At 67.6% G+C, this 25,146-nt stretch carries 23 protein-coding genes; 6 read left to right on the forward strand and 17 right to left on the reverse strand.

Annotated features, from left to right (window positions below; all coding sequences use genetic code 11):
- The first annotated feature begins 38 nt into the window (after nt 1-38).
- From adiC to ROV95_RS11770, 4 genes are all read left to right on the forward strand, one after another.
- Nucleotides 39-1,391 carry an arginine/agmatine antiporter gene (gene adiC / locus ROV95_RS11755; protein WP_021204506.1) on the forward strand — a complete coding sequence of 451 codons (1,353 nt, stop codon included), beginning with the start codon at nt 39-41 and terminating at the stop codon, nt 1,389-1,391.
- 20 nt (nt 1,392-1,411) lie between these two features.
- Nucleotides 1,412-3,700, forward strand: a complete 2,289-nt coding sequence (locus tag ROV95_RS11760) for an Orn/Lys/Arg decarboxylase N-terminal domain-containing protein (protein ID WP_312544498.1) — start codon at nt 1,412-1,414, stop codon at nt 3,698-3,700.
- A 28-nt stretch (nt 3,701-3,728) separates the two neighbouring features.
- Nucleotides 3,729-4,631 (forward strand): cation diffusion facilitator family transporter, encoded by a 903-nt coding sequence (locus ROV95_RS11765; RefSeq protein ID WP_019660242.1) that lies wholly within the window; start codon nt 3,729-3,731, stop codon nt 4,629-4,631.
- A 123-nt stretch (nt 4,632-4,754) separates the two neighbouring features.
- Nucleotides 4,755-5,189 carry a RidA family protein gene (locus ROV95_RS11770; protein WP_019660241.1) on the forward strand — a complete coding sequence of 145 codons (435 nt, stop codon included), beginning with the start codon at nt 4,755-4,757 and terminating at the stop codon, nt 5,187-5,189.
- Here the strand turns inward: ROV95_RS11770 and ROV95_RS11775 are convergent.
- The 9 genes from ROV95_RS11775 to ROV95_RS11815 all read right to left on the reverse strand — a co-directional run bounded on the left by ROV95_RS11775 (nt 5,186) and on the right by ROV95_RS11815 (nt 13,079).
- On the reverse strand, nt 5,186-5,899 hold the full coding sequence (locus tag ROV95_RS11775) for an energy transducer TonB (RefSeq protein WP_010484995.1): 714 nt from the start codon (nt 5,897-5,899) through the stop codon (nt 5,186-5,188). The two genes, ROV95_RS11770 and ROV95_RS11775, sit on opposite strands and share 4 nt — an antisense overlap.
- The gene (locus tag ROV95_RS11780) at nt 5,892-6,692 is read right to left on the reverse strand and encodes a ChaN family lipoprotein (protein WP_312544499.1); all 801 of its coding nucleotides are present in this window, start codon (nt 6,690-6,692) and stop codon (nt 5,892-5,894) included. Before ROV95_RS11780 ends, ROV95_RS11775 begins: the two co-directional genes overlap by 8 nt.
- The gene (locus ROV95_RS11785; RefSeq protein ID WP_312544500.1) at nt 6,679-9,150 is read right to left on the reverse strand and encodes a TonB-dependent receptor; all 2,472 of its coding nucleotides are present in this window, start codon (nt 9,148-9,150) and stop codon (nt 6,679-6,681) included. The genes ROV95_RS11780 and ROV95_RS11785 overlap by 14 nt, the downstream gene beginning before the upstream one ends.
- 64 nt (nt 9,151-9,214) lie before the next feature.
- Nucleotides 9,215-10,141 (reverse strand): FecR domain-containing protein, encoded by a 927-nt coding sequence (locus ROV95_RS11790; protein ID WP_312544501.1) that lies wholly within the window; start codon nt 10,139-10,141, stop codon nt 9,215-9,217.
- Nucleotides 10,138-10,647: an RNA polymerase sigma factor gene (locus ROV95_RS11795; RefSeq protein WP_312544503.1), complete on the reverse strand. Its 510-nt coding sequence runs from the start codon at nt 10,645-10,647 to the stop codon at nt 10,138-10,140. The genes ROV95_RS11790 and ROV95_RS11795 overlap by 4 nt, the downstream gene beginning before the upstream one ends.
- A 124-nt stretch (nt 10,648-10,771) precedes the next feature.
- Complete coding sequence (locus ROV95_RS11800; RefSeq protein WP_312544505.1) at nt 10,772-11,278, reverse strand: hypothetical protein; 507 nt, start codon at nt 11,276-11,278, stop codon at nt 10,772-10,774.
- 108 nt (nt 11,279-11,386) lie between these two features.
- Nucleotides 11,387-11,611: a hypothetical protein gene (locus tag ROV95_RS11805; protein ID WP_010485009.1), complete on the reverse strand. Its 225-nt coding sequence runs from the start codon at nt 11,609-11,611 to the stop codon at nt 11,387-11,389.
- Nucleotides 11,608-12,309, reverse strand: a complete 702-nt coding sequence (locus ROV95_RS11810) for a glutamine amidotransferase (protein WP_312544507.1) — start codon at nt 12,307-12,309, stop codon at nt 11,608-11,610. Before ROV95_RS11810 ends, ROV95_RS11805 begins: the two co-directional genes overlap by 4 nt.
- Nucleotides 12,306-13,079 carry a YggS family pyridoxal phosphate-dependent enzyme gene (locus ROV95_RS11815; protein ID WP_312544509.1) on the reverse strand — a complete coding sequence of 258 codons (774 nt, stop codon included), beginning with the start codon at nt 13,077-13,079 and terminating at the stop codon, nt 12,306-12,308. Before ROV95_RS11815 ends, ROV95_RS11810 begins: the two co-directional genes overlap by 4 nt.
- Before the next feature lie 76 nt (nt 13,080-13,155).
- Here ROV95_RS11815 and ptsJ point away from each other — a divergent pair, with 76 nt between their 5' ends.
- Nucleotides 13,156-14,442: a transcriptional regulator PtsJ gene (gene ptsJ, locus ROV95_RS11820; protein WP_111099234.1), complete on the forward strand. Its 1,287-nt coding sequence runs from the start codon at nt 13,156-13,158 to the stop codon at nt 14,440-14,442.
- 102 nt (nt 14,443-14,544) lie between these two features.
- On the opposite strand, the gene ROV95_RS11825 is transcribed toward ptsJ, so the two are convergent.
- The 7 genes from ROV95_RS11825 to ROV95_RS11855 all read right to left on the reverse strand — a co-directional run bounded on the left by ROV95_RS11825 (nt 14,545) and on the right by ROV95_RS11855 (nt 23,236).
- Entirely contained in the window at nt 14,545-15,051 is a 507-nt protein-coding gene (locus ROV95_RS11825) for a hypothetical protein (RefSeq protein WP_019336451.1), read from the reverse strand.
- Nucleotides 15,052-15,132: 81 nt separating this feature from the next.
- Entirely contained in the window at nt 15,133-18,243 is a 3,111-nt protein-coding gene (locus ROV95_RS11830; protein ID WP_312544512.1) for an error-prone DNA polymerase, read from the reverse strand.
- Nucleotides 18,244-18,249: 6 nt separating this feature from the next.
- A complete protein-coding gene (locus ROV95_RS11835; protein WP_019660230.1) occupies nt 18,250-19,659 on the reverse strand; it encodes a DNA polymerase Y family protein in 1,410 nt (469 codons plus the stop codon).
- A gap of 9 nt (nt 19,660-19,668) precedes the next feature.
- Nucleotides 19,669-20,283: a translesion DNA synthesis-associated protein ImuA gene (imuA, locus tag ROV95_RS11840; protein ID WP_019660229.1), complete on the reverse strand. Its 615-nt coding sequence runs from the start codon at nt 20,281-20,283 to the stop codon at nt 19,669-19,671.
- Nucleotides 20,284-20,501: 218 nt separating this feature from the next.
- The gene (locus tag ROV95_RS11845) at nt 20,502-21,509 is read right to left on the reverse strand and encodes a cyclase family protein (protein ID WP_019660228.1); all 1,008 of its coding nucleotides are present in this window, start codon (nt 21,507-21,509) and stop codon (nt 20,502-20,504) included.
- A gap of 33 nt (nt 21,510-21,542) precedes the next feature.
- Nucleotides 21,543-22,193 (reverse strand): DsbA family protein, encoded by a 651-nt coding sequence (locus tag ROV95_RS11850; protein ID WP_197576093.1) that lies wholly within the window; start codon nt 22,191-22,193, stop codon nt 21,543-21,545.
- A gap of 92 nt (nt 22,194-22,285) precedes the next feature.
- Nucleotides 22,286-23,236, reverse strand: coding sequence for a LysR family transcriptional regulator (locus tag ROV95_RS11855; protein WP_021204494.1), 951 nt, complete (start codon nt 23,234-23,236; stop codon nt 22,286-22,288).
- Between the two features lie 116 nt (nt 23,237-23,352).
- Between ROV95_RS11855 and ROV95_RS11860 the strand changes: the two genes are divergently transcribed.
- The gene (locus tag ROV95_RS11860; RefSeq protein ID WP_227844431.1) at nt 23,353-24,231 is read left to right on the forward strand and encodes a sterol desaturase family protein; all 879 of its coding nucleotides are present in this window, start codon (nt 23,353-23,355) and stop codon (nt 24,229-24,231) included.
- Nucleotides 24,232-24,240: 9 nt separating this feature from the next.
- On the opposite strand, the gene ROV95_RS11865 is transcribed toward ROV95_RS11860, so the two are convergent.
- Nucleotides 24,241-24,945, reverse strand: coding sequence for an AraC family transcriptional regulator (locus tag ROV95_RS11865; protein ID WP_312544516.1), 705 nt, complete (start codon nt 24,943-24,945; stop codon nt 24,241-24,243).
- Nucleotides 24,946-25,146 lie beyond the last annotated feature (201 nt).

Raw genomic sequence — 25,146 nt, forward strand, 5'->3', positions numbered from 1 at the left:
CCGGTGCTGCCGGGCTCATGCCAGTACCGGAGATCGTCATGGCAGAAGCAAAGAAAATCGGGGTGGTCGGAGCCACCTTCCTCGTCGCCGGCAACATGATGGGCTCAGGCGTGTTCCTGCTGCCGTCCAGCCTGGCCAAGATCGGTACCGCCTCGATCTGGGGCTGGCTGATCACCACTGCCGGTGCGCTGCTGCTGGCCTTCGTGTTCGCCAAGCTGGGCAAGCTCGCCCCAAAGGCGGGCGGTCCCTATGCCTACGCGCGCGACTGGTTCGGGCCGTACATGGGCTTCCAGACCAACACCATCTACTGGTTCGCCAACTGGATCGGCAACGTCGCCATCCCGATCGCGGCGGTGGGCTATTTCAGCTATTTCTTCCCGATCCTGTCCGAGCCACTGGTGCGTTGCATCGCGGTGCTGGTGCTGGTGTGGGCACTGAGCTTTGCCAACGTGATCGGCCCGGCCTTCGTCAGCCGCGTGCAGACGGTCACCACCAGCTTTGCGTTGGTGCCGATCCTGGGCATCGCCATTTTCGGCTGGTTCTTCTTCGATGCCGACATCTTCAAGGGCGCCTACAACGTGTCTGGCGAGTCGAACTTCGGTGCGATCTCGAGCGCCGCGGCACTGACCCTGTGGGCCTTCATCGGCGTCGAGTCTGCATCGGTGACTGCAGGTGTGGTCGAAAATCCGGAGAAGAACGTCGCCCGCGCGACGCTGGCCGGCGTGTTCCTGGCTGCCATTGCCTACATCGCCAGTTCCTCGGTAATCATGGGCATGGTGCCGAACGCGGAACTGCAGGTGTCCGACGCACCGTTCGCGTTGGCCGCGGCCAAGGCCGTCGGTGGCTGGGGCGGTGCACTGGTCAGCCTGTGCGCGTTCATCGGCGCGGCCGGTTCGCTGGGTGGCTGGATCCTGCTGACCGCGCAGAGTGCCAAGGCGGCCTCCGATGATGGCCTGTTCCCGAGCATCTTCAGCAAGACCAACAAGGACGACGTGCCGGTCAAGGGCGTGCTGATCGTGGCCGTGCTGATGACCCTGGCAGTGCTGGTCACCTCCACCTCGGAAACCGCATCGGCCCAGTTCGACGTGATCACGTCGGCGGCGGTGGTGCTGACCCTGCTGCCCTACATCTACTCGTGCGTGGCCTGCTACTTCGTGGTCGAGCGCTCGCACACCCTGGTCCACACCGGTGCGTTCTGGACGCTCACCAGCCTGACCGTCGTGTACTGCCTGTGGGCGATCTACGGCTCGTCGGGAACCATCGTGCAGTACGCCTTCCTGTTCGTGCTGTTCATCACCGTGTTCTATCCCTTCTTCAGCGAGGAGCGCCGCCAGCAGCGGCAGCGCGCCCGCGAGGCATCGGCCATCAGCGCCGGCGCCCGGCATTCCTGAGTTCGACAAGGAGAATCGACGTGTACTTCAAGTCCCTGGACTATCCGGTCATTGTCATCGACAACGACTACGAGTCGCCGCGCATCGGCGGCATCCTGATCCGTGCGCTGGTGGAAGAGCTGCGCAGCAATGACCAGCGCGTGCTGTGCGGGCTGAACCTGGATGATGCCCGGGCCGGCGCCCGCACCTACGTGGCGGCCTCGGCGGTGCTGATCTCGATCGACGGCAGTGAAGAGGTGGATGGCGAGTTCCAGCGCCTGACCGCTTTCCTGCGCGAGCAGAGCGCGCGCCGCGCCAACCTGCCGGTGTTCCTGTACGGCGAGCGCCGCACCATCGAGAAAGTGCCGAGCAAGCTGCTCAAATACATCCACGGCTTCATCTTCCTGTTCGAAGACACCAAGAGCTTCATCTCGCGGCAGGTGATGCGCGCGGCCGAAGACTACATGAAGAACCTGCTGCCCCCGTTCTTCAAGGCGTTGATCCACCATGCGGCCGAGTCGAACTACTCCTGGCACACGCCGGGCCATGCCGGAGGTGTGGCGTTCACCAAGTCACCGGTGGGCCGTGCATTCCACCAGTTCTACGGTGAGAACACCCTGCGCAGCGATCTGTCGATCTCGGTGCCGGAGCTGGGCTCACTGCTGGATCACACCGGCCCGATCAAGGATGCCGAGGAAGAGGCGGCGCGCAACTTCGGTGCCGACCATACCTTCTTCGTCACCAATGGCACCTCCACCGCCAACAAGATCGTCTGGCATGGCACGGTGGCGCGCGGCGACGTGGTGTTCGTCGACCGCAACTGCCACAAGTCGCTGCTGCATGCGTTGATCATGACCGGCGCGGTACCGGTGTACTTCACCCCCAGCCGCAATGCACACGGCATCATTGGCCCGATCAGCCTGGATCAGTTCACGCCGGAATCGTTGCAGCAGCGCATCGCCGCCAATCCGCTGGCCAGCAAGGCCTATCAGGCTGGCTCCAAGCCGCGCATCGCGGTGGTGACCAACTCGACCTACGACGGCCTGTGCTACAACGCCGAGAAGATTGCCGACGAAATCGGCAGCGCGGTCGATTTCCTGCATTTCGACGAAGCCTGGTACGCCTACGCCGCTTTCCATCCTTTCTACGAGAACCACTACGGCATGGCCAAGGGCAAGCCGCGTGAGCAGGATGCGATCATCTTCACCACGCATTCCACCCACAAGCTGCTGGCGGCGTTCTCGCAGGCGTCGATGATCCACGTGCGCAACTCGGCGCAACGGAACCTGGATGCCGAGCGCTTCAACGAGTCGTTCATGATGCATACCTCGACCAGCCCGCATTACGGGGTGATCGCGGCCTGTGACGTGGCCTCGAAGATGATGGAAGGCGATGCCGGCCGCTCGCTGGTGCAGGAAATGCATGACGAGGCGATTGCCTTCCGCCGCGCGATGCTGCATGTCCGCGATGACCTGGGACGCGACGACTGGTGGTTCAGCGTATGGCAGCCGACCAGGCTCGAGCGCAGTCTGGACAAGGGCGATACGCCGGCGCCGATGGTGGCCAAGCGCGAAGAGTGGTACCTGCAACCGGACGCACACTGGCACGGCTTCGAGAATCTGGTCGATGACTATGTGCTGATCGACCCGATCAAGGTGACCCTGCTGACCCCAGGCCTGGCGATGGACGGCAGCATGGGCAAGCTGGGCATCCCTGCGGCGGTGCTGAGCAAGTTCCTGTGGGGCCGCGGCATTACCGTGGAGAAGACCAACCTGTACTCGGTGCTGTTCCTGTTCTCGATGGGCATCACCAAGGGCAAGTGGAGCACGCTGGTCACCGAACTGATGGCATTCAAGGAACTGTATGACCGCAACGCGCCGCTGAGCCAGGCACTGCCCACGCTGGCGGCTGATTATCCGAACGCGTACGCCGGTTGGGGCCTGCGCGACCTGTGCGACGCGCTTCATTCGTTCAACCAGGAATTCGCCGTGGCCAAGGTGATGCGCGAGATGTACGTGGATCTGCCGACACCGATGATGACCCCGGCCGACGCCTACAACCACCTGGTGAAGGGCGAGATCGAGCGGGTCGATATCGAGCAGATCAGTGGCCGTATTGCGGCGACCATGCTGGTTCCGTACCCGCCGGGCATCCCGACCATCATGCCGGGCGAGCGCTTTGGCGACAGCGATGAGCCGATCATCCAGTCGCTGCGCATCGCCCGTGAGCAGAATGCCCGCTTCCCGGGCTTCGAGTCGGACGTGCACGGGCTCATCATCGAGCACGACGGCGACGTGACCTCGTACAAGGTGGAGGTACTGAAGGCCTGACCGGCGACGGTCGGCCCTTCGGCGAACGATGGATACCGCGCGCGAGCAACGCATCCTGAAGTTCTCGATCGGGGTCACCATCGCGGTCAGCGTGGTCGGCTTCAGCGGTGGCCTGCTGGTGGGATCGCAGGCCATCCTGTTCGACGGTGTGTACAGCCTGGTCGACGTTGCCCTGACCCTGGTGTCGTTGTCGGTACTGCGGCTGGTGGCGCGGGAACAGAGCCCGCGCTTCCAGTACGGCTACTGGCACCTGGAACCGATGGTCGAGGCACTGGGCGGGGTGATCCTGTCGCTGGCCTGCGTGTATGCGCTGGCCAACGCCGTGATCGGCTTGACCACGGGCGGGCACGAGGTGAAGTTAGGGCCCGCGCTGTGGTGGGCGGCATTGCTGAGTGCCAGCAACCTGGCGATGGCGGCGTTCGTCGCCCAGCGGGCGCGGCGCCTGCGCTCGGCGCTGTTGTGGCTGGATGTACGGGGCTGGCTGCTGGGTGGGTTGATGAGCCTGGCGGTAGTGCTGGCCTTCATACTGGCCCTGGTCCTGCATGGCGGTGAGTGGCACCACTGGGTGCCGTATCTGGATTCGATCGTGCTGGCGTTGATCAGCCTGGCGGTATTGCCGGTCCCGGCGCGCAGCGCGTGGAAGGCCATGCGTGAAGTGCTGCAGGTTGCGCCGGACGATCTGGACCGGCGCGTGCAGCAGGTGATGCAGGCGTTCGTGGCCGAGCGTGGCTACCTCGGTTTCACCAGCCACGTGGCGAAGATGGGGCGGATGCGCTTCATCGAGATCCATGTGCTGGCTGATCCGGCCACGCCGCTCGGCTCGGTGGGGGAGGTCGATGCGATGCGCGACGAGATCGCCGTGCGGCTGGATGCGCGGGGCAGCACGTTCTGGCTGACCATCGATTTCACTGCCGATCCGGCGTGGACGTGAGCCGGGATCTACACGTGGGCGCGATCGTTGCGCGTGGCGGACCGGTCTGTTGCACCGGATCTGTTTGACCTGAACCAATGTTGAGGTCGCAGACTGCCTCGCATCCCCCACGAGGCGCGCGGCATGAACCTGTTGACCACCCCGGGCCTCGGCCATGGCCTGCTGGAACTGTTCAATCCTGCGGGGCTTTACGATCCTTCGGCCAACGGCTACTCGCACGTGGCGGTGGTGCGCCTGCCCGCGCGGGTGATCCATATTGCCGGGCAGGGCGGTGAGGATGCCAATGGCCATCTCTCCCCCGGTTTCGAGGAACAGGTCGGGCAAGCGCTGGACAACCTGGAGATCGCGCTGCGGTCGGCGCAGGCAAGCCTGGCCGATGTCGCACGGTTGCGCATCCTGGTGGTGGACCACGACGAAGACCGGCTGGGCATCATCGCCCATCAGGTGCGGCGGCGCTGGCCGAACCGCTCGGCGCCCACCTGCACGCTGATCCCGGTGCCGCGGCTGGCGCTGGACGGCATGCTGTTCGAGATCGAGGCGGAGGCTTATGCCGCCTAGCGCAGGTAGTACTCCACCGGCACCACCAGCTCCTGCGGTGCCTTCAGTTCATCGGGAATGGGCGGCAGCGGCTGCGCGCGACGGAAGGTCTGCAGCGCGGCGTCATCGAGCATCGGCTGGCCACTGGACTGCTCCAGCCGCAGCGCCAGCAGGCGACCTTCGCGGTCGATGCTGGCCCTGACCCACGCAGTGCCCTGCTGCCGGCGCGAGCGCGCGGCGGCAGGGTAGTAGCGGTAACGCTCCAGCCGCGCCATCAGGCGGGCTTCCCACTGGTCGCTGGCGGCGCCGGCCTGGAAGTCTGCCGGTGGCGCGTCTGGAGCGGGCGGCGCGGCCGTGATCGATGCCGGTGCGGGACTTGCATCGGTCGCGGCCGCAGGCGGGGCGACTGGCAGTGGCTGGCGGCCCGTCCCACCCGTTTCGCTGGCGGCCAGCTCTCCCTCGCGTGCCGCCGTAGGCTTGGGTGGCGGCGGCGACTTCGTGGGCTGCGAGGCGCGGGCCTGCTGCGCCTGGCTGGGGGTCTCGGCCTGGCGTTCCTCCACCGGTTGCGGCGGCGTGGCCGGTGCCAGCAGGCGCAGGCTGATGCGCACGTCCTGCTCCGGCGGCGGCAGCATCGGCGGCATCGCGACCCAGTGCACCAACAGCAGCAGTGGCAGCAGATGCAGGACGACGGTGATCGCGATCGCCTGCCAGTGTTGGCCACGCTCACTCATCGTCCAGCACCCACAGCAGATCGGCATCAGCTGCATCGACGGTTTCACCCGGTGAAGCCAATGCGATCACCAGCGCAGGCGTATCCTGTGACAGGTAGCCCGGTACCCCGGTACCGCGCAGTACATGCCAGCGACCTGCTACCAGCAGCGCTGGCGCGGGCGCATCGAGCAGCACCCGCGCCATGCGCGTATCGCGGGCCTGTTGCACGGCCAGCATCCCTTCCAGCATCGGTGCCGCGTCTGCGTGCTGGGCCAGCACCACCGCCGACAGGCGCTGGCGGGCAGCGGCCACCGGGAATCGCACGCCCTCGGTCGAGGTCAGCAGCGCGTTGACCTCGGCACGCGACAGGTTGCCGCCGAACAACGGCGTGCCTGCATCGGCAGCCTCCCGTACCAGCCCGCCATACGCGGCCCACGGCCAGCGCGTATCCCAGTCCAGCAGTTCCCGCAGGCGTGCACCTTCGGCCTGGTTGCCCTTGGCCTGCCAGCGCTGCACCCGCTGCAGGCGTGGCTGGCGCTGGCTGGCGATCATTTCCAGCACCAGTGAACCTTGCGGGCGCTGCCGCTGCAGGGCCTGCAGCAGCCAGCGCTGGGCGGTGTGGTCTCCGGCGAGATCATGGCGTTCACCCAGCAACAGCCGCTGGGCGTCCGCCGCGCGTGTCACGAATGCGGCTTCGTCCAGGTGCTGGCCAGTGGCCAGGTCGATCACTGTGCCGGGCACCGGCTGCGCGCCAGCCACCGCGGCCAGCGCGAGCAGGCATACGGGCAGCCAGCGACGGCTAGAACGCAACATTGACGCCCATCGAAACGGTGCGGCCACGGCCGTTGCCGCGGTCCAGGATCGGGCTGAAGATGCTGTCGATCGAGGCATTGTTGTCATAGGCCTTGTTCTGCAGGTTTTCGATGTTCAGCCACAGCGTGGTGTTGGCCTGGGGCTTGAAGCTCGCGTAGAAGTCCAGCAGCACGCCGGTGCCGCCGGTCTTGCGGGTCTGGAAGAAGTCGTAGCCTTCCTCGGTCGGCCCGGAGTACTCGGCGCGCAGACCGGCCTGCACGCGCTGCTGCCACCAGCGGCCGCCCACGTCCAGCGTCCAGTAGCGGTCGGGCAGGGAGGTGATGTCTTCCAGGTTGACGAACTCGATGGCCGGCGCACTGGTGTGCGAGCGGGTCCAGCTCAGCGTGGTGTGGTAGTGCTCGCTGGCGTAATGCGCTTCCAGTTCGATACCGCGCATGCGCACCACGCCGGGGTGGTTCATCCAGCGCGTGGTGGTGCTGAAGTCGTCCACGTCCAGTGCATCGGTCCAGGCAGTGAGTTGCGGATCGCCGTCGATCGGCACCACGAACGGTTCCACTTCCGGCGGATGCACGATCAGCAGGTACTGCGGCTTGATGTAGTCGCGGATGCGGTTGTCGAAGCGGGTGACCCGCAGCTGCGCCAGGTCGCCGTCGACCAGCAGCGAGGAGGCGCTGAGGTTGGCGCCGAACTGCAGGTTGCGCGATCGCTCACGGCGCAGGAACGGGTTGGCGCCAACGCCATCGGCATCACTCATGCCTTCCAGCGGGATCTTCTCGAAGAACATCTCCTGCACGCGCGGCGGACGCGACGTCCGCGAGACCTCGGCGAACAGCTGCAGCCAGTCAGTGGCCTGCAGTGAAACCGCCAGGCTCGGGCTGAGTGCGCGCTCGCTGCGCCGCACGTCGATGTCGCCGCCATTGATCTCCGCGCACTGGCCGGGTACATCCGAGCACACCGGGATGTGGCCACGGATGCCGAACCGGTCCTGGCGCAGGCCGGCAGTCAATGCGTAGATGTCGTACTGCAGCTCCAGCGTGCTGAACATGCTGTCCAGCTGGCTGCGACCCTGCGGGTTGGCACCGCGCAGGTTGGGAGTATCGGCCACAAAGATGTCCGATTGGTGCTTGAGGCCGGTGTTCCAGCGCGCCTGCAGTGCCCCGATGTCGAAGCGGCTGGTGTTGTCCACGGTCCAGCTGTTCAGGCTGCTGTGGGTGCGGCGGCCGATGTAGCTGGAATCCTCCACCGGGGGGTAGAACAGCCGGGTCTTGTTGCTGGCAAAAGTCGCGCGCAGGTCGATCCACGGCGAATAGGGCGTGTAGCGGTAGCTGGCGCGTTGGTTGCGCGCGGAAATCTGCCACGGGTAGTTGTGGTAGAAGTCGTTTTCGTAACGCATGTGGCTCAGGTCCAGCCGGTGCTGGTCGCTGGGCTGCAGGCGTGCTTTCAGCAGCCAGCTGCTGGGCTGCTGGCTGCCGGGGTCGGCGCTGTTCTTCTGCCCACGCGCGGTCGCGTATTCGCTGCTGCGGCTGCTGCTGGCGGCGGCCAGCAGGCCGAACTGACGGTCGCCACCTTCTTCGCTGTGGCGCCATGCACCGGCGAAGGTGCGGCCGCTGCCATAGCCGTTGTTGCCATGGCGATAGCCGGCGCGCAGGCCCCAGTCACGGCCCTCACTCAGCAGATCGTCGATATCCAGGGTGCGGAAGTTGGCACTGCCGGCCAGCGTACCAGCGCCGTCACCGCCAGCGACCGCACCGCGCTGCACGTCCACACCGGCCAGCAGGAAGGGATCGACATAGGCGAACGGACCGCCCGAACCATGCCCGGCATTGTTGCGGAAGGTCTGGGTGACACCGTCGATCATGGTGTTGACCCGGCCGGCACCGGTCATGCCGCGGATGTTGACCTGCAGGCCCGGCTGGCTGCGCGAATGGAAGCTGTGGGTGCCGGGCATCGAGCGCAGCAGGCTGTTGCCTTCCTGGCGTTCGGCCATCGCCACGCGCTCGCTGCCGACCGAGGGCGCAAAGCCATCGCGGGTGGCCGGTACATACTGGCTGGCGCCGCCCCCCGGTGCCTGGCCGTGCGCGGTAGTGCCCTGCACCCGCAGCGGGCCGGTGCGACGGCTGCCATCGGCGCGTTCAGCCGGCGCCGGTTCCAGGGCGGCGCGGCGCGCATCGACGAAGCGCGGTCGCAGGCCGCTGCCTGCCAGCAGGCGCGACAGGGCCTGCGCATCGTCGAAGTCACCGCGCAGAGCAGGGGCCGAATGCCCGGCAGGCAGCGCCGCACCTATCACCAGGTCGACACCGGTCAGCCGGCTGTAGGCGTCCAGCGCGGCCGCCAGCGGCTGGGCGGGCAGATCGTAGGTGCGTGTGGCGGTCTGTGCGTGGGCACTGCCGGGCAGCAGCGGAAGGGCGCTGGTGCAGGCCAGCGACAGGGCAAGGACAAGGGGGCGGGGGCACAGCATCGGGGGCTCCAGGGGCTGACGCAGAACGTCGTCATCCTGGGTAGACGCCGTCGCAGGCCGGATGTCAGGGTCCATCACGCTGCTCCCTGCGTGGCGGCAGCCACACCTGTATGCCCGCGCCGAGGCGCAGCACGCGCACCTGCAGTTGCGTGGCCAGCTGGTCGCGATTGCTGGCTGCACCGTCGGCACTGCCGAGCAGGGTGACCGGCTGCTGGCGCAGCTGCTCGCCGACGACCCACGTATGCCCGCCATGCCAGCGGTCCAGGCCCTGCGTGACGTCGGCCAGCGGGGCCGAGACCCAGTGCAGGCGCCGCTCGCGCCAGGCCAATGTTCCGGGGGCAGCCGTTGTTGCATGGGCTGTTGCCTGCCCATCGAAGCGCAGCTGCTCGCCGTCGTCGGCCAGCATGCTGACGTTGCCGCTGTCCACGCGCACGCGATGCTCGGTAACGGTGACCACACTGCTGTTGCCCTGCACGGCAAGATCGAATGCGGTCCCCAGTGCAGTGACGGTGCCCTGTGGGGTATGCACCTGGAATGGCCGGTCGGCATCGGCGGCGACCTGGAACCAGGCCTGGCCGCGCTGCAGCTGGAGCTGGCGGCGCTGCCCATCGATGCGCACCTTCACTTCGCTGCTAGGTGACAGCAGGACATGCGAACCATCCGGAAGCGTTTCCTCGCGGATCTCGCCAGCGGCCGTACGCAGTACCTGTGCCACGTGTGGCGAGGCATGGCGGCTGTAGAGACCCAGCGCGCACAGCAACAGAACCGCAATGCCGGCTTCGCGCGGGCGACGGCGTTGCCTGCGCTGCTGTTGCCGCTGCAGGCTGGGCGTCGCCGCACCGGCCTGCCACAACTCCTGCAGGTGCAGGTACTGCGCCGCATGGCGTGGATCGGCCCGGCACCATTGCTCGAACGCGTTCTCATCGCGGTCGCCGTCGTGCGCATCCAGCCACCAGCGTGCAGCTTCGCGTGCAATGGTCTCCTGGCTCATGCGCCCGGCACCTGCTGCAACGCGACCAGGGCGCGCAGCAGATGGCCGTGCGCGGTCTGCCGGCTGATCCCCAGCTGGCGCCCGATCTCGGCCAGCGCCAACTGTTCCACACGGGCCAGCAGGAACACCTGGCGCGACCGTGGCGGCAGCGCGGCGATGATCGCGTCGAGGTGGCGCAGTTGTTCGGCGTCGAGCAGTCGCTGCTCGGGCAGCGGCGCAGGATCGGCGATGGCATTCAACTGCGTGTCATCCAGCACCTCTTCGCGACGGCGCTGGCGTTGCCGGTAGTGATCGGCGATCAGGTTGTGGGCGACGCGGTACAGATAGGCGCGGCCATTGCTCAGCAGGCCACTGGTGGCGACTTTGACGACACGCAGCCAGGTTTCCTGGACGACGTCATCAGCGTCGCTGCGTTGCGGGAGTTTGCGGCGGACATGGGTGTGCAGCGGCCGGTAATGGGCTGCGCACAGCTGCGCGACATCCGTCGATTCGACAGGCGTGGACACGGGGCGGGCGACAACTGGGAAAGGGAACAGCCCGCGGCGGCAAGGGCAGCAGCTGCACCTTACAGCAAAAGAGAATCATTTGCATCTATAGCATGAGGCGCAGTACGCATGGGCCGCCGCAGCGTCAGCGCGGGCGGTAGTCGCAGTGGATCTGCAGGGCTTCGGTGGGGTTGCGATGCAGTTCGAAGCCGCACTGCTGCAGGCTGCGCTTCACCCGCGCGACCGCTTCGGCATGATGGGCGATGCGACGATCCTGCCAGCGCGGTGGGGTGAACACGCCCAGGGGCAGCAGCCGCAGCCGCTTGCCGTGCAGTACCAGTGAGACATCGATATGACGGCCATCAATGTCGTGGCCGTTGGTACCGAAGATGGCATCGATCTCATCGCGGCGCTGCGGGTAGCGGGTGCGGAATGCTGCGATGCCGAGCCGTCGTACCACGCGGCGGAAGCCACCGAGACGGCTGTGGCCGGGTTCGAAGCCACGAGTGAGCAGCAGGCGCAGCCCGGCAGGCAGCATTGCCTGCGCGTCGAGCAGGCGTTGCAGTACCTCTTCTTCCAGTTGGATGCGGGTGGAAGGCCAGCGCGGGGCGATGAGCAGTCCGTGGTGGCTGCCGCGTTGCAGGGTCAGCATCCGTGAAGCTTCGCACGCGGGCGAACAGCCAGGGTAGTGCCGGCCGCTGGCGGGCAAACCTGTTCTCCCGTCGGATGCCGACCAGCGGCCGGCACTACCATCGTCGGGTCAGATGTCGCGGTACTGGATCTGCGAAGCCAGTACGCGCAGGCCATCGGCATTGCTGGACAGGATGCGCTCTTCGCTGACCCCTTTCTGCCGTTTCAGCTGGAAGCCCTGATCGGCAGGCAGCTGTGCGGCGATGGCGTCCATGCGTTGCAGGGCATCGGGGCCGCTGCAGTCGAAGTGACCCCAGTGGGCGCCATCGCGGTGGATCTGCAATCGGTAGTTCATTGTGGTGTCTCCGGCAGGTCCTGCAGCCAATGGTCGAACATCGCGGTGGCGGCCGCAGCCAGTGGTGCGCCATAGCGACGCGCCTGCGCGCGAAGGTCGTTGGGATCGATGCCGGCCTGGGCCAGCTCCAGCGTGTGGCCGATCAGCCAACGCTCGAACTGGCGGGCGTCCAGTTCCGGATGGCATTGCAGGGCCAGTGCGTGGCTGCCGATGGCGAATGCCTGGTGACGGCAGGCCGGCGTGCTGGCCAGGCGGCGTGCACCGGCCGGAAGTTCGAACGCTTCACCATGCCAATGCAGTACCGGAATGCCCTGCAGGGACTGCAGCGGAGAACGCTGGCCTTCATCGGTCAGCAGCAGTGGCGCAAAGCCGATTTCCTTGCCACCACTGGGAGCGACACTGGCACCGAGTGCCCGCGCCATCAGCTGTGCACCCAGGCAGATGCCGAGGGTGGGCCGCTGCCGCTGCAGCCGGCGCTGCAGCAGGGCAATGCTGTCGTTGACGAAGGGATAGGTCCCTGTGTCATTGGCACTGATGGGACCGCCCAGCACGACCAGCAGATCGGCGGTTTCGGCGCCATCGAGCACATCGACACCCGCCTGCAGCACCTGCAGCTGCCAGCTCTGGGCCAGCAGCAACGGTTGCAGGGTGCCAAGGTCCTCGAAGGCAACGTGTTGCAGGACAACCGCGTGCTTCATGCCGGGGCTCCATTGCTGGGCCAGTAGAAACTGTCCGGGGTGGCGCGTGCACCGAAGATGGCCTGGCCGACGCGGACGACGGTGGCGCCTTCCTCGATAGCCACTTCGAAGTCACCGGACATGCCCATCGAAAGCTGTGACAGATCGATGCCGGCAGGCGCGGTGCGCCGCAACTGGTCACGCAGCTCACGCAGGCGCACGAAGCACGCGCGCACACGTTCGACTTCGGGAGTGAAGGTGGCCAGGGTCATCAGGCCGCGCACGTGCAGGCGATCGAAGGCCGGCAGCTGCTGCACGAAGGCCTCGACCGCGTCGGGCTCCAGTCCGTACTTGCTGGGTTCGGCGGAGGTGTTGACCTGCACGAAAACATCCAGCGTGCGGTCTTCCAGCTGCAGGCGCTGCTGCAGCGCTTCGGCCACGCGCAGGCTGTCAAGCGCCTGGAACTCGCTGGCGAAGCGCGCCACGTAGCGCGCCTTGTTGGTCTGCAGATGCCCGATCACCGACCAGTGCACGCCCAGATCGGCCATCGTCTCGGCCTTGCGTTGCGCCTCCTGCACCTTGTTCTCGCCCAGCTCGCGGCAACCGGCGGCCACCGCCATGCGGATGCGGGCGTCATCGACGGTCTTGCTGACCGGCAGCAGGCGCACGCTGGCCGGGTCCCGGCCGACGCGGGCACACGCATCGGCGATGCGTTGGCGCACCGTGCAAAGGTTGGCGGCGATCTGTTCAACAGACTGGGCGACGGGCCAGTCGGCGGCGGCAAGGGGCATGCGGGCACCTCCAATGCAGGGTGGCCAGGGTGGGATACACTGGCACAGGACAAGAGATATTTTGGCATAGGACAAAATGAAAATCACCGGGCATAGCGCCGAGTCGATCTTCGACAGCATCCGCGACGGCATCGGCAAGGGCCGCCTGCAGGCCGGCAGCGTGTTGCCGCCGGTGCGTGAACTGGCCGAGCAGCTGGGAGTGAACCGCAACACCGTGGCTGCTGCCTACAAGCGCCTGGATGCGGCGGGCCTGGCCAGCACGGCGGGCCGTCGCGGCACGGTGGTGCGTGGCCTGCCGCCGCCGCTGGCGCGTGAAGGCAGTACGCCCGGGCTGGCCCTGCAGGACCTGGCCGGTGGCAACCCGGATCCACGCCTGCTGCCGAACCTGCGCCTGGCCCCGGCCGCACCACGGCTGTATGGCGTGGGCACGGTCGAACCGAGGTTGGAGGCGCTGGCACGCGCCTCGCTGGATGCGGACTGCCCGGAGGGCTATGCGCTGGAACTGACCCATGGTGCGGTCGATGGCATCGAACGTCTGCTGTCGGCGTGGCTGCTGCCGGGGGATCGCATCGCGGTGGAGGATCCGTGCTTCCTCGGCAGCCTAAACGTGCTCAACGCGGTGGGTCACGCGCCGTTGCCGGTGGCGGTGGACGCGCATGGCATGCAGGTCGATTCGCTGCGGCAGGCACTGGAGGCCGGTGCACGCGCGGTGTTGCTGACCCCGCGGGCACACAACCCGACCGGGGCCAGCCTGGATGCGAAGCGGGCGCGGGCGTTGCGGCAGTTGTTGGCGGCCTACCCGCAGGTGGCGGTGTTGATCGACGATCACTACGCGCTGCTCTCGCAGCAGGCCTATCACTCGGTGCTGCCGCTGGATGGCCGGCGCTGGGCGCTGCTGCGTTCGTTGTCCAAACCGCTCGGCCCGGACCTGCGGCTGGCCTGGCTGGCCTGCGATGAAGAGACCGCGATGCGGCTGCGGCTGCGATTGGCGTCCGGCACCGGCTGGGTCAGTCACCTGCTGCAGGATGCAGCGACCTCGGTGCTGTCGTCGGCAACGCAGCGGGCGAAGATCGCTTCGGCAGGTGAGCGTTACCAGCAGCGCCTGCGCTCGCTGCAGGAGTTGCTGCATGCGCGTGGCCTGCCGACACCGTTGCCGATGGAAGGATTGAACCTGTGGCTGCCGTTGCAGGCCGACAGCCATCCGCAGGTGCTGGCCCTGGCTTCGCGCGGATGGCATGTGCGCGCGGGCGAAGTGTTCGCGGTGGCAGCGCCGGGGCATGGCCTGCGCATCACCTGCGCTGCGCTGGGGGCAACGCAGCTGCGGCAGCTGGCGGATGACCTGGCGGCGGTGTTCGCTCTGTAGCGTCGAGCCATGCTCGACGTTGCTTCGCCTTTGTAGAGCCGAGCCATGCTCGGCTGCTGTTGATAGAAGCAGTCGAGCATGGCTTGACTCTACACAAGCAGATCAGGGCGCGGCGTTGGCGCCGGGACGCACGTAGTAGGACTGGCCGCTGTCATCGACGAACATCAGCTCCGGCTTGCCCTGCCAGGAGGTGAGCATGGCGCCGGTGTTGTTCTGGTGCTTGACCATCAGGCTGGCGCCGCGGTCCGGGTTGGCGACGACTTTGAATACTTCAGTGGTGCCGGTGGCATCGTCCAGGGTCAGCAGGGCTTCGCCGCCGCGGTCGCTGGTGCCGTAGCCGCCGCGTTCGGAACCATCGGGACCGAGCAGGATCAGGCCTGACAGGGCGGTGGCACGCGGCCCCTGGGTGCGGCCTTGGCTGAGCGGGTCGGGGACCGGTGCGCCGAGGATCACCCGCGGCTGGCCGCTTGCATCGTGGATGACCAGGCCGCGTGCTTCGATGATGCGCTGTGGCGATTGGCTGCGATGCAGGCTCCAGGCGGTCCAGCCGGAAACCAGCAGGGCGAGGGTCGAGACCACCAGGGTGGTCAGCAGCAGCGCACGGGGCATCGGGTCGTCCTTCCTTGGATGTGCCGACGATAGCGGATGCGGACCGGCTATGGCCAGTTCGTTGTGTGACGTTGTGTATCGTCAGTGGAAATCGCGGCTGTGGCTGCGCAGTCCCTGCAGCAGTTCATCCAGGCAGTGCATGCGTTGCACGATGACGTGCTGGACGCCATCGACGCGTTCCAGGCGACCATCGATCTGCATCAGCTGGGTATCGACCAGCACCCGGTGCTGGCGATCGGCCAGGTGCCGCCAGACCACGGCGTTGACCATGCCGGTCTCGTCCTCGAGGGTGAGGAAAGTCACCCCGCTGGCGGTCTGTGGCCGCTGGCGCATGCGCACCAGCCCGGCGATGCGCACACGGCGGCCGTGGCCGTGCCCGGCCAGCTGTGCGGCATCCAGGCAGCCACGGCTACGCAGCTGCGCGCGCAGGAACGAGATCGGGTGACGGCCGAGGGTGGTGCCCGTGCTGCGGTAGTCGGCCTGCATGTCCTCCCAGGCGCTGGGCAGTGGCAGTGGCACGCGGGCTTCGGCAGTGGCACGGGCCTGGTCGAACAGCGGCAGCCGGTTCTCTACGCCCGAGATATCCCAGCGTGCACGATGGCGATGGCCGCTGAGCCCGCGCAGTGCCCCGGCATCGGCCAGCAGGCCCTGCTGGCGGCGGTCCAGTGCGGTGCGCTGGCACAGGTCGCCGACGTCATCGAACGGGCGCCGCGCGCGCTCGCGCATGATGGCCTGCACGGCACCTTCGTTGCAGCCGTCGATCAGGCGCAGGCCCAAGCGGATCGCCGCCGGCCCCCTGCTGAAGTCCAGCGTGCAGTCCCAGTCGCTGTGGCGCACGTCCACCGGCAGCACGCCGATGCCATGGCGGCGTGCATCCTGCAGCAGCTGGTCGGGGCTGTAGAACCCCAGCGGCTGGCTGTTGATCAGGCTGGCAGTGAATGCGGCCGGGTGGTGGCACTTCAGCCAGCAGCTGTTATAGGTCAGCAGGGCGAAGCTGGCGGCGTGGCTTTCCGGGAAGCCGTAATCGCCGAAGCCCTTGATCTGCTCGAACAGGTGCTCGCCGTATTCGCGGCTGAAGCCGTTCTTCAGCATGCCGGCAAGCAGCTTCTCGCGATGCGGTTCCAGACCGCCACGGCGCTTCCACGCCGCCATCGAGCGGCGCAGGGCATCGGCCTGGCCCGGCGTGTAGCCGGCTGCTTCCACCGCCAGTTGCATCACCTGTTCCTGGAACAGCGGCACGCCCAGCGTGCGTGCGAACACGCGTTCCAGCTGCGGTGGGTAGAGCGGGTTGTCCGGGTCGTTCAACGCGTCCGGGCCTTGTTCGCGCAGGATCCGGCGCCGCTCCAGATAGGGGTGCACCATGTCGCCCTGGATCGGGCCAGGGCGCACGATCGCCACCTCGATCACCAGGTCATAGAACGTGCGTGGCTGCATGCGCGGCAGCATCGCCATCTGCGCGCGCGATTCGATCTGGAACACGCCGATGGTATCGGCGGCGCAGATCATGTCGAAGGTCTTTGCATCCTTGGGCGGGATGGCGTCCATGCGCCCTTCGTGCAGGCCGTGCTGCTTCAACATCGCCAGGCATTTGCGGATGGCGGTGAGCATGCCCAGCGCCAGGCAGTCGACCTTCATCAGGCCGGTGGCATCCAGATCGTCCTTGTCCCACTGGATGACGGTGCGATCGGCCATCGCCGCGTTCTCCACCGGCACCAGGGTCGACAGCGGATGCTCGGAGATGACGAAACCGCCCGGATGCTGCGACAGGTGGCGCGGGAAGTCGATCAGCTCGGCGGTCAGCGCCAGCAGGCGCCGCATCAACGGCGTGTCCGGATCGAAACCGCGCTCGCGCAGGGTTTCCGGCAATGGGATGTTGCCGCCCCAGTGGTCCATCGCCGCGCCCAGTTCGTTGACCTGGTCCATCGGCAGGCCCAGTGCGCGGGCCACGTCGCGGATCGCGCTGCGGCCACGGTAGCTGATCGCCACCGCGGTCAGTGCGGCGCGCTCGCGGCCGTAGCGCTTGAACACGTACTGCAGCACCTCCTCGCGACGCTCGTGCTCGAAGTCGATGTCGATATCCGGCGGCTCGTCGCGCTCGGCGGAAATGAAGCGCTCGAACAGCAGGTTGCTGCGTGCCGGGTCGATCTCGGTCACGCCCAGCACGAAGCACACCGCTGAGTTGGCCGCTGAGCCACGGCCCTGGCAGAGGATGTCCTGGCTGCGCGCAAAGCGCACGATGTCCTGCACGGTGAGGAAGTAGGAGGCGTAGTTCTTCTGCTTGATCAGCGCCAGTTCGTGCTCGATCTGCGTGCGTTGCTTCGCTTCGATGCCGCCTTTCCAGCGCCACTGGATGCCGCGCTCGACCAGCACGCGCAGCCAGCTGTCCGGATCGTGTCCTTCGGGCACCAGCTCACGCGGATAGGTGTACTGCAGCTGTTCCAGGGTGAAGTGGCAGCGTTCGGCGATGCGCAGGGTTTCAGCCAGCAGTTCGGGCGGATACAGCTGGGCCAGCGCGGTACGCGGGCGCAGGTGGCGCTCGCCATTGGGAAACAGGCGCCAGCCGGCCTCGGCCACGCTGCAGCGGTGGCGGATCGCGGTCAGTGTGTCCTGCAGGGCACGGCGGCGGCGCACGTGCATATGCACATCGCCACTGGCGACCAGGGGCAGGCGGTGGCGTTCGCCGAAGGCCCGCAGCTGCTGCAGGCGGCGTGCGTCATCGTGTTCACGGTGCAGTTCCACCGCCAGCCACAGCCGATCATCGAAGCCGGTGCGCAGCAACTCGAGATCGGTGGCGGATGGCTGCCGGTCCAGCCACAGGCACAACAAACCGTCGGGCAGGCCGAGCAGATCGTCGCGCAGGCAGCGGTACTCGCCCTTGGCAGCCCGCCGCCGACAGGTCGTGATCAACTGGCACAGCCCGGCATAGGCGGTCTGGTCGGTGCACAGCAGGGCCAGCTTCGGCCCGTCCTCGACCTGGAATTCGGCGCCGACGATCAGTGCCACGCCATGTGTCTTCGCTGCCTGCCAGGCGCGCACGATGCCGGCCAGCGAGCATTCGTCGGTGATCGCCAACGCGCGGTAGCCTTGGCCCGCGGCGCGCGCGAACAACTCTTCGGCGATCGAAGCACCGCGCTGGAAACTGAAGGCCGACAGGCAGTGCAGTTCGGCGTAGCCGGGCAGTTCGCTGTGCATGGCGGCTCAGCCGAACCAGCCGTGCAGCATCCACGGCGCATGTGGATTGTTGCGGTCACGGAAAGCCCAGCCGCGCTGGCCATGCGCGGTTTCCACCACGTAGTAGTCGCGGCGCGCGTCGGCCTGGTCCCACCAGCCCGATTCGATCCGCTCCGGTCCGGTGACGATGCGCAGCCTCGGATCACGCAGCGGTTGCGGCGCATCCAGCAACCAGCCGGGGCGCAGTGGCCAGTACGACGGGGGCTTGGCCGGTGGCTGGGTGCCACTGGCGCGTTCGGGACGATGGTCGGCCTGCACTGCCAGCGGCTGCACGGCGTCATCGCCGAGCCGCGCGCGCAGGCGCTCACGCAGCTGGTTCCACGGCATCGCCTGCGCCGGCCGGGTATCGAACAGGTCACGCGCGGCGGGCACGAACGGCGGCAGCTGCTCGGCCTGCAGGCGCAGTGCGCGGCTGCCGGCCGGCAGGGCGAACGCTTCCATGCGGTTGCGTGCGATCTCGAACAGCAGCGTGGGATCGCGCTCGGGCGCCAACAGGCCGATGGTCAGCACGCTGGCCGGCAACAGGTCATGCTCGAAATGCAGGTCGAAGCGCTGCACGCCGCCATCGCGCGAGCACAGGAAGGCGGCCAGGTCGAGCAGCAGGCGGCGCAGCGGGAACAGCAGGGCCTGGCTGGATTCGATCTCGTATTCGAATTCGATGCGCGCATCGAAACGGTCCGGTGGCTGGTAGTAGCGCAATGGCGCGGTGGGCAGCCCGCGCAATGCATCCAGCTGCTGCAGGACCTCGGGGGCGAAGCGCCGGGCCAGGCTGTCGCGCGGCAGCTTGAGCACCGCCCCCAGCGTGCGCAGGCCGGAACGGCCAAGCACGGTCACCGCCTCGCTGGGCAGGCCGCAACGTGCCAGGGGCAGCTGCGCCAGCGCCGCCGGCAGCTGCTGCGCATCAAGGCCGAGGCCATCGTGGACGTTGGCCAGCACGCGCGCGGCATGTGGGGTAGGCGCGGCCACCAGGCGGTGGCGGAAGCCGAGTTCGTGCAGTTCGTTGCGCAGGCGCTGCTGGATCGTCAGCCAGTCACCGAACAGGGCGCGGCTGGCACCGATTTCCAGCACCAGCGCATGCGGAAAATCGAGGCTGACCTGCGAGCTGTAGGCATAGGCCCAGCTGGCCAGCAGCTGCCGGGTGTGCTGTTCGGCACTCGGGTCGTAGTCGTGCAGCTGCATGTCCTGCACCAGTACCTGCGCAGCCGAAAGCAGCATGCCTGGGCGCAGCCCTGCTGCACGTGCCGACGGGCTGACCGCGCGCAGCACGCGACGCTGCGCCGGCCCCTGCAGCAGGACCAGCGGCCGCTGCGGATCCGGCTGCAGGCGCAGCACGCTGTCCAGCGCCAGCTGCGGCAACAACAGGCAGGCCCAGTGCATGGCGCGTCCTCAGTGGGCGATGGCCAGCGGCAACGGCTGCGCCGGCGGCAACCCGCCACGGCACTTCAGCACCCGCACCTGGCCGTGGTCGAGCTGCAGGCGCAGGCTGGCCGGGGAGGGATTGCGCGCGGCCTGCGCCTCGCGGAACACGAAGCCCAGGCACTGGCCGCTGTCGGCAGCCACCTGCAGCCGGCGCAGTGAACGGTCGTCGGCCTGGTGCGGCCAGCACAGTACCGCCGCGCAGGCCGCAGAGCGCAGGCACTGTTCGGCGGCCCACAGTGCCTGCTTCGGCGCGGCGTGGATGATCTGCAACTGGCCCAGGTCCAGCCCGGCGGCGGCCCAGGCCGGGGCATGCGGACGGTAGGGCGGAGCGACCAGGACGATCGGGCGGTCGCGCTGGCTCAGCCTGGCCAGTGCCGGCCATACCAGCGCCAGTTCGCCAACGCCGGGCGCCGCCTGCAGCACCTCGCACAGTCCGCTGGCCGGCCAGCCGCCGCCGGGCAGGCGTGCATCCAGTGCCGGATGGCCGCTGGCCAGATGGTCGCTGGCTGGGCCCTGGCGGGCCGGGCCGCGCCACAGCTGGCGCCCGTCCAGCAGCCGGTCGAGGGCAACGACCGCACCCATCAGCCGATCCTCCCGGGGAGGCGCCGGGTGGGCTGGAAACGGCAGGAACGGGCGGAAACGGCGGGCATGGCGCGAGTATCGACGGGCCGGTATCAGGGGCTGAGACCAGACATGCTACTCGCGTTGTAAGTAGAATTACTAATGAAATCCGAGGGCCGGGTTTCAGGTTGCTGAAGGGGGTAGGAGTGCCGGCCAAGGTCGGCACCCACAGGATGCGGTTACGGGTGGACCGGCAACGCCACCGGGCGCAGGGGCGCGGCATCGCCACCGCGGATCTTCAGCGGGCCGCCGATGAAGGCGAATTCGTAGACCTTGTCGCGGGCCAGTTCGTCCAGCGCCACCAGCTCGATGATCGGCGCACCCTGCTGTGCCAGCAGGTAGGTGTGCAGCGGCACGTAGTCGTCGGACACCTCGGAGGGGAAAGTCTCGAAGCTGAGGTTGTCGGCACCGACGATCATCGCGCCGCCGTCCTCGACCAGGAAGCGTGCCGCATCCAGGCCCATGCCCGGCGGGTTGGCCATGTAGGCCCTGGGCTGTTCGAACAGGCGCATGCGGCCGGTGCGGATCAGCACCACGTCGCCCTGCTGCAGTTTCACCTTCTGGCGTGCCAGCGCATCCTTCAGGTCCTGGCGGGTGACGCGATAGCTGTCCGGCAGCATGTCCACGCCCTTGGCGGCGGCCACGTCGATCAGCACGCCACGCGCGATCAGCGGCGGGAACTTCTCGATGCCGGTGACATTCCAGCCACGATCGCCGAGATGCTTGTCGGCCTCGAAGCCGTTCCAGATCTTCCCGTGGATGCCGAAGTGGTTCAGCGCATCGATGTGGGTGCCGGTGTGGCTGTACATCGAGAACGCGGTGCCGGTGTAGCTGCGGGTGAGGTTCATGGTCTCGCCCACGCCCATCGGGTCGTCCATCACCGTGCCGCGCGGGGTGTGGGTCATCCAGAACTGGTAGTGCGGGTCGCCGGCATCCTGCCAGCTGGGCATGCCGACGTAGTACTCGGTGGCCAGGTCATAGGCCTTGCCGCCGCTGACCCGCGACAGGATCGCCGCACGCGAGGCCTCGGTGATCAGGTTGAGGCGGCCGATCTCGTCCTTCGGCCCCCAGGGGCTGGTGCCGACCTGCTGGCCGGAGGGGACGCGTTCGTGCGCGGATACGGTGATGGAAGCTGCGGTGCCGGCCAGCAGCAGGGCCAGCGCGGTGGCCAGGGTACGTGGGGTCATGGGGAGTCTCCTTGCAGGGTGGGGGGGCGCGGCTCAGGCCGCGACCAGGTGCGCCAGGGCCTGGCGCAGGTGTGGCAGCGGCAGGGTCTGCAGGCGCAGGCCGTTGCCGCCGATCACGGTGGGAATGGAGCGGATGCCGAGGGTCGCGGCTTCGGCACGGTCGGCCTGCACGCGCCGGGCTACTGCGTCGCTGCGCATGTGGTCAGCGAAGGCGCCACGCGGGTGGCCCAGCGCTTCGGCGATATCCAGCAGGACTTCGGCGTCGCCGATGTTGCGGTGCTGGTGCAAGTGCGCCCATTGCACGGCATCAAACATCGCGCCATGGGCGTCGTTGCCACCGAGCATGCCAGCGGCCTGGCAGGCCAGTGCGCCGAGCCAGCCGGACGGATACTCGAAGTCCTGTGCGCGCATGCCCTCGATATCGATGCGCGCGGTGTCTTCATGCGCGGCGCAGTCGGTCCAGTGGCGCAGGATGATCGCCTTGGCGCGCTCCATCGAGCCGAACACTTCGACCATCTGCGCGCGCGAGTCCTGCAGCACGAAGCTGCGGTGGCGTACCTGGATGCCGAGTTCGGCGCAGGCCTGCTGCAGGCGCGGGGCCAGCACGAAGCACCAGCCGCAGACCACGTCGTGGAAGAAATCGACCACCGGCGCGGCGGTGGTGGGGGAAGGAACGGAAGACATCTGCCTGCCATCGGTGAGAGGGGAGGCGGCAGAGTAGGCAGCGCGGCGTGGCCGAAACAGCACGCCGCGGGCAGCTCAGTTTTCGCTGGCGCTTACGAATCCAGGCCAGCGCAGCCGGGCAGCTCGGCGTGCAGGAAATCGATGAAGGCACGCACCTTGGGTTGCAGATGGCGCGACGTGGGGTAGACCGCATGCACGAAGCGCGGCGGATAGCGGTGGTCGGGCAGCACCTGCTGCAGTTCGCCACGGGCCAGTGCGGGTGCCGCCAGGAACGAGGGCAGGGCGCCGATGCCCATGCCGGCCACCAGCAGGTCGCGCAGCAGCAGGCTGTTGTTGACGGTGACGCGCGCTGGCAGGGTGATCGTCACCTGGCCATCAGGGCCGAGCAACGGCCAGCTGCCGGGGGAGTCGGACAGGCTGTAGGCCAGCACGCTGTGCGCCTGCAGATCGTTCACCGCCTGCGGTGCCGGATGCTGCCGCAGGTAGGACGGGGCCGCGCACAGCACCTGCTGCAGCGACGCCAGCCGGCGCGCCACCAGGCGTGAATCATCCAGCTCGGCACGCAGCCGCAGCGACACATCGAAACCTTCGCCGACCGCGTCGAGAAGGCGGTCTTCCATCACCAGGTCCAGCGACAGCTGCGGATGCTGCTGCAGGAAGCGGGGCAGCAGCGGCGACAGCGTGCTCAGCGCGAACGACTGCGGTGCATTGACACGCAGGCGCCCGGCCACCTCGCCACGCTGTTCGGCGATGCCACGTTCCAATGCGTCCAGTTCGTCGAGCAGGCGGCAGCATTCGCGGTAATAGGCGTGGCCGGTCTCGGTCAGGCTCATGCGCCGCGTGGTCCGCTGCAGCAGTACCACGCCCAGATGCGCTTCCAGCGTGCGCAGCTGTTTGCTGAGCCCGGCCGGCGACATGCCCAGGTCTTCGGCGGCACGAGCGAGCCCGCCGCGTTCGACGATGCGACGGAAGGCACGCATCAGGTTGAAGGAATCCATGCCGGCCCCGGGCGCGATGAGGGCGCCATTGTAGATCCACGCCATGCGTGGATGTGGGAAGCGTGGTGCCCGCAGAGTTGCGCCGTTTGTTCAAGCCAGCAACCCACACGCCACGCCAGCATGCAGGCCCCTCACTTTCCGGGTTGCCCATGAAGCACTGGATGCTCCGCCTGTATGCCCCGCTGTTCCTGCTTGGATTCGTCGCCACTGCCGTCGTCTGGATCGGCCACTGCCACGGTGACCCGCTGTGGCTGCTGGCCTTGCTGGCGGCCGCCATTGCGGTTTCGTTCGCCGCCGAGCGCGCGTGGCCGTATGACCCCGCGTTCAATCACGACCACGGCGACAGCCTGCGTGACGCCCTGCATGCACTGGTCAATGAAAGCCTGAACCTGCTGTCGATCGCGGCGGTGCCGCTGCTGGCGGCAATCATTCCGTGGCAGGCCTGGCCTCTGCAGTGGCCATTCGCGCTACAGGCGCTGCTGGCCATCGTCTGCGCTGATCTCGGTATCACCCTGGTGCACTACGCCAGCCATCGCATCGGCTGGTTGTGGCGGCTGCATGCGGTGCACCACAGCGTCACCCGCATGTACGGCTTCAACGGGCTGATGAAACACCCGCTGCACCAGGCGGCCGAAGCGGTGGGTGGCGTACTGCCGCTGCTGCTGTTGGGCCTGCCGATGCCGGTGGCTGCGGTGCTGGCCTTCGCCATTGCCATCCAGCTGCTGCTGCAGCACTCCAACGTGGACATGCGTCCCGGCGTGCTGGGCCGGGTGATGGCATGGGCGCCGCTGCACCGCTTCCACCACATGCGTTACGGCACCGCCGGCGACGTCAACTTCGGCCTGTTCCTGACCGCATGGGATCACCTGTTGGGGACCGCCTTCGATGCACCGGGCTATCGGCTGCAGCAACGCGACCTCGGCATCGGCAGCCAACCGGACTATCCGCGCGATTATCCGGGGCAGCTGCTGGCGCCGTTCCGCGAACTGCCGCATGGCGAGGTGCCGGAGTTGCCGGAAGGCCTGCGCAGGCGCGAATGATTGAACATGTCAGGCCGCGTGCAGCTGCAGGCCCTGCAGCTGCGCGGCACCGATGCCGAACATGCGGCGCAGGCTGCGCGAGAGATGGGCCAGATCGGCGAATCCAGCGGCATGCGCACTGTCGGTCAGGTTGTGACCGCTCAGATGATGCGTGAGCGCAGTGCGTAGCCGTTGCCACAGCACCCAGCCGCGCAAGGTCACTGCCAGCTCGGACTGGAAGCGCCGGTGCAGCTGGCTGGTCGATAGGTGCACCGCTTTGGCGATGTCGGCAGCCGGCACCGGGCCAGGCAGGTGCTGGGCGATACGGGCCAGTGCCGCCTGCACGCGGCGGTCCAGCGGTTGCGGGCGGCTCAGCCGTGGCAGCCAGTCGTGCAGCGCCAGCGCGTTACCCGGCAGCGCATGCAGGTGCCGCTGGATCTGTTCGGGATCGGCATGCGCCGGCTCAAGGAACACCGTACAGCCCGCTTCCGGCGCTGACAGGATCGCGTGCGGCTGGAACGAAGGCAGCCATAGCCGTTGGCCCTGCTGCTGCACGCCATCGATCTCGATGTGCCAGGACGTACCGTCGCTCAACAGCAGTTGATGGGCGTAGTGCGCATGCGAAGCGCTGTCACCGGCATGACCGTGCAGTACGGCGGCGTGCGCATCCAGCAGCAACGTGCCGTTCCAGGGCAGGGCGGGGGAAGACATGACGGGATTGTAGATCCACGCCATGCGTGGATGAATCTCCATCGGAATCGAGTAATTCGACAATGAAACGAAGAGCATCCACGCATGGCGTGGATCTACTGCAGGTCGCGAGAGACTGTCGAAGGCGGGGTGGGTCCGGTTGCGGGGGCGTGAGCGCCATGGGCCCGAGGCATGCCTCGGGCGGGTTGGGCAGGACGCCCAACCCAGGTCTTGCCGTGTGCGCAG

It is taken from the genome of Stenotrophomonas maltophilia group sp. msm1, assembly GCF_032025805.1.
Taxonomy (GTDB): Bacteria; Pseudomonadota; Gammaproteobacteria; order Xanthomonadales; family Xanthomonadaceae; genus Stenotrophomonas; species Stenotrophomonas hibiscicola.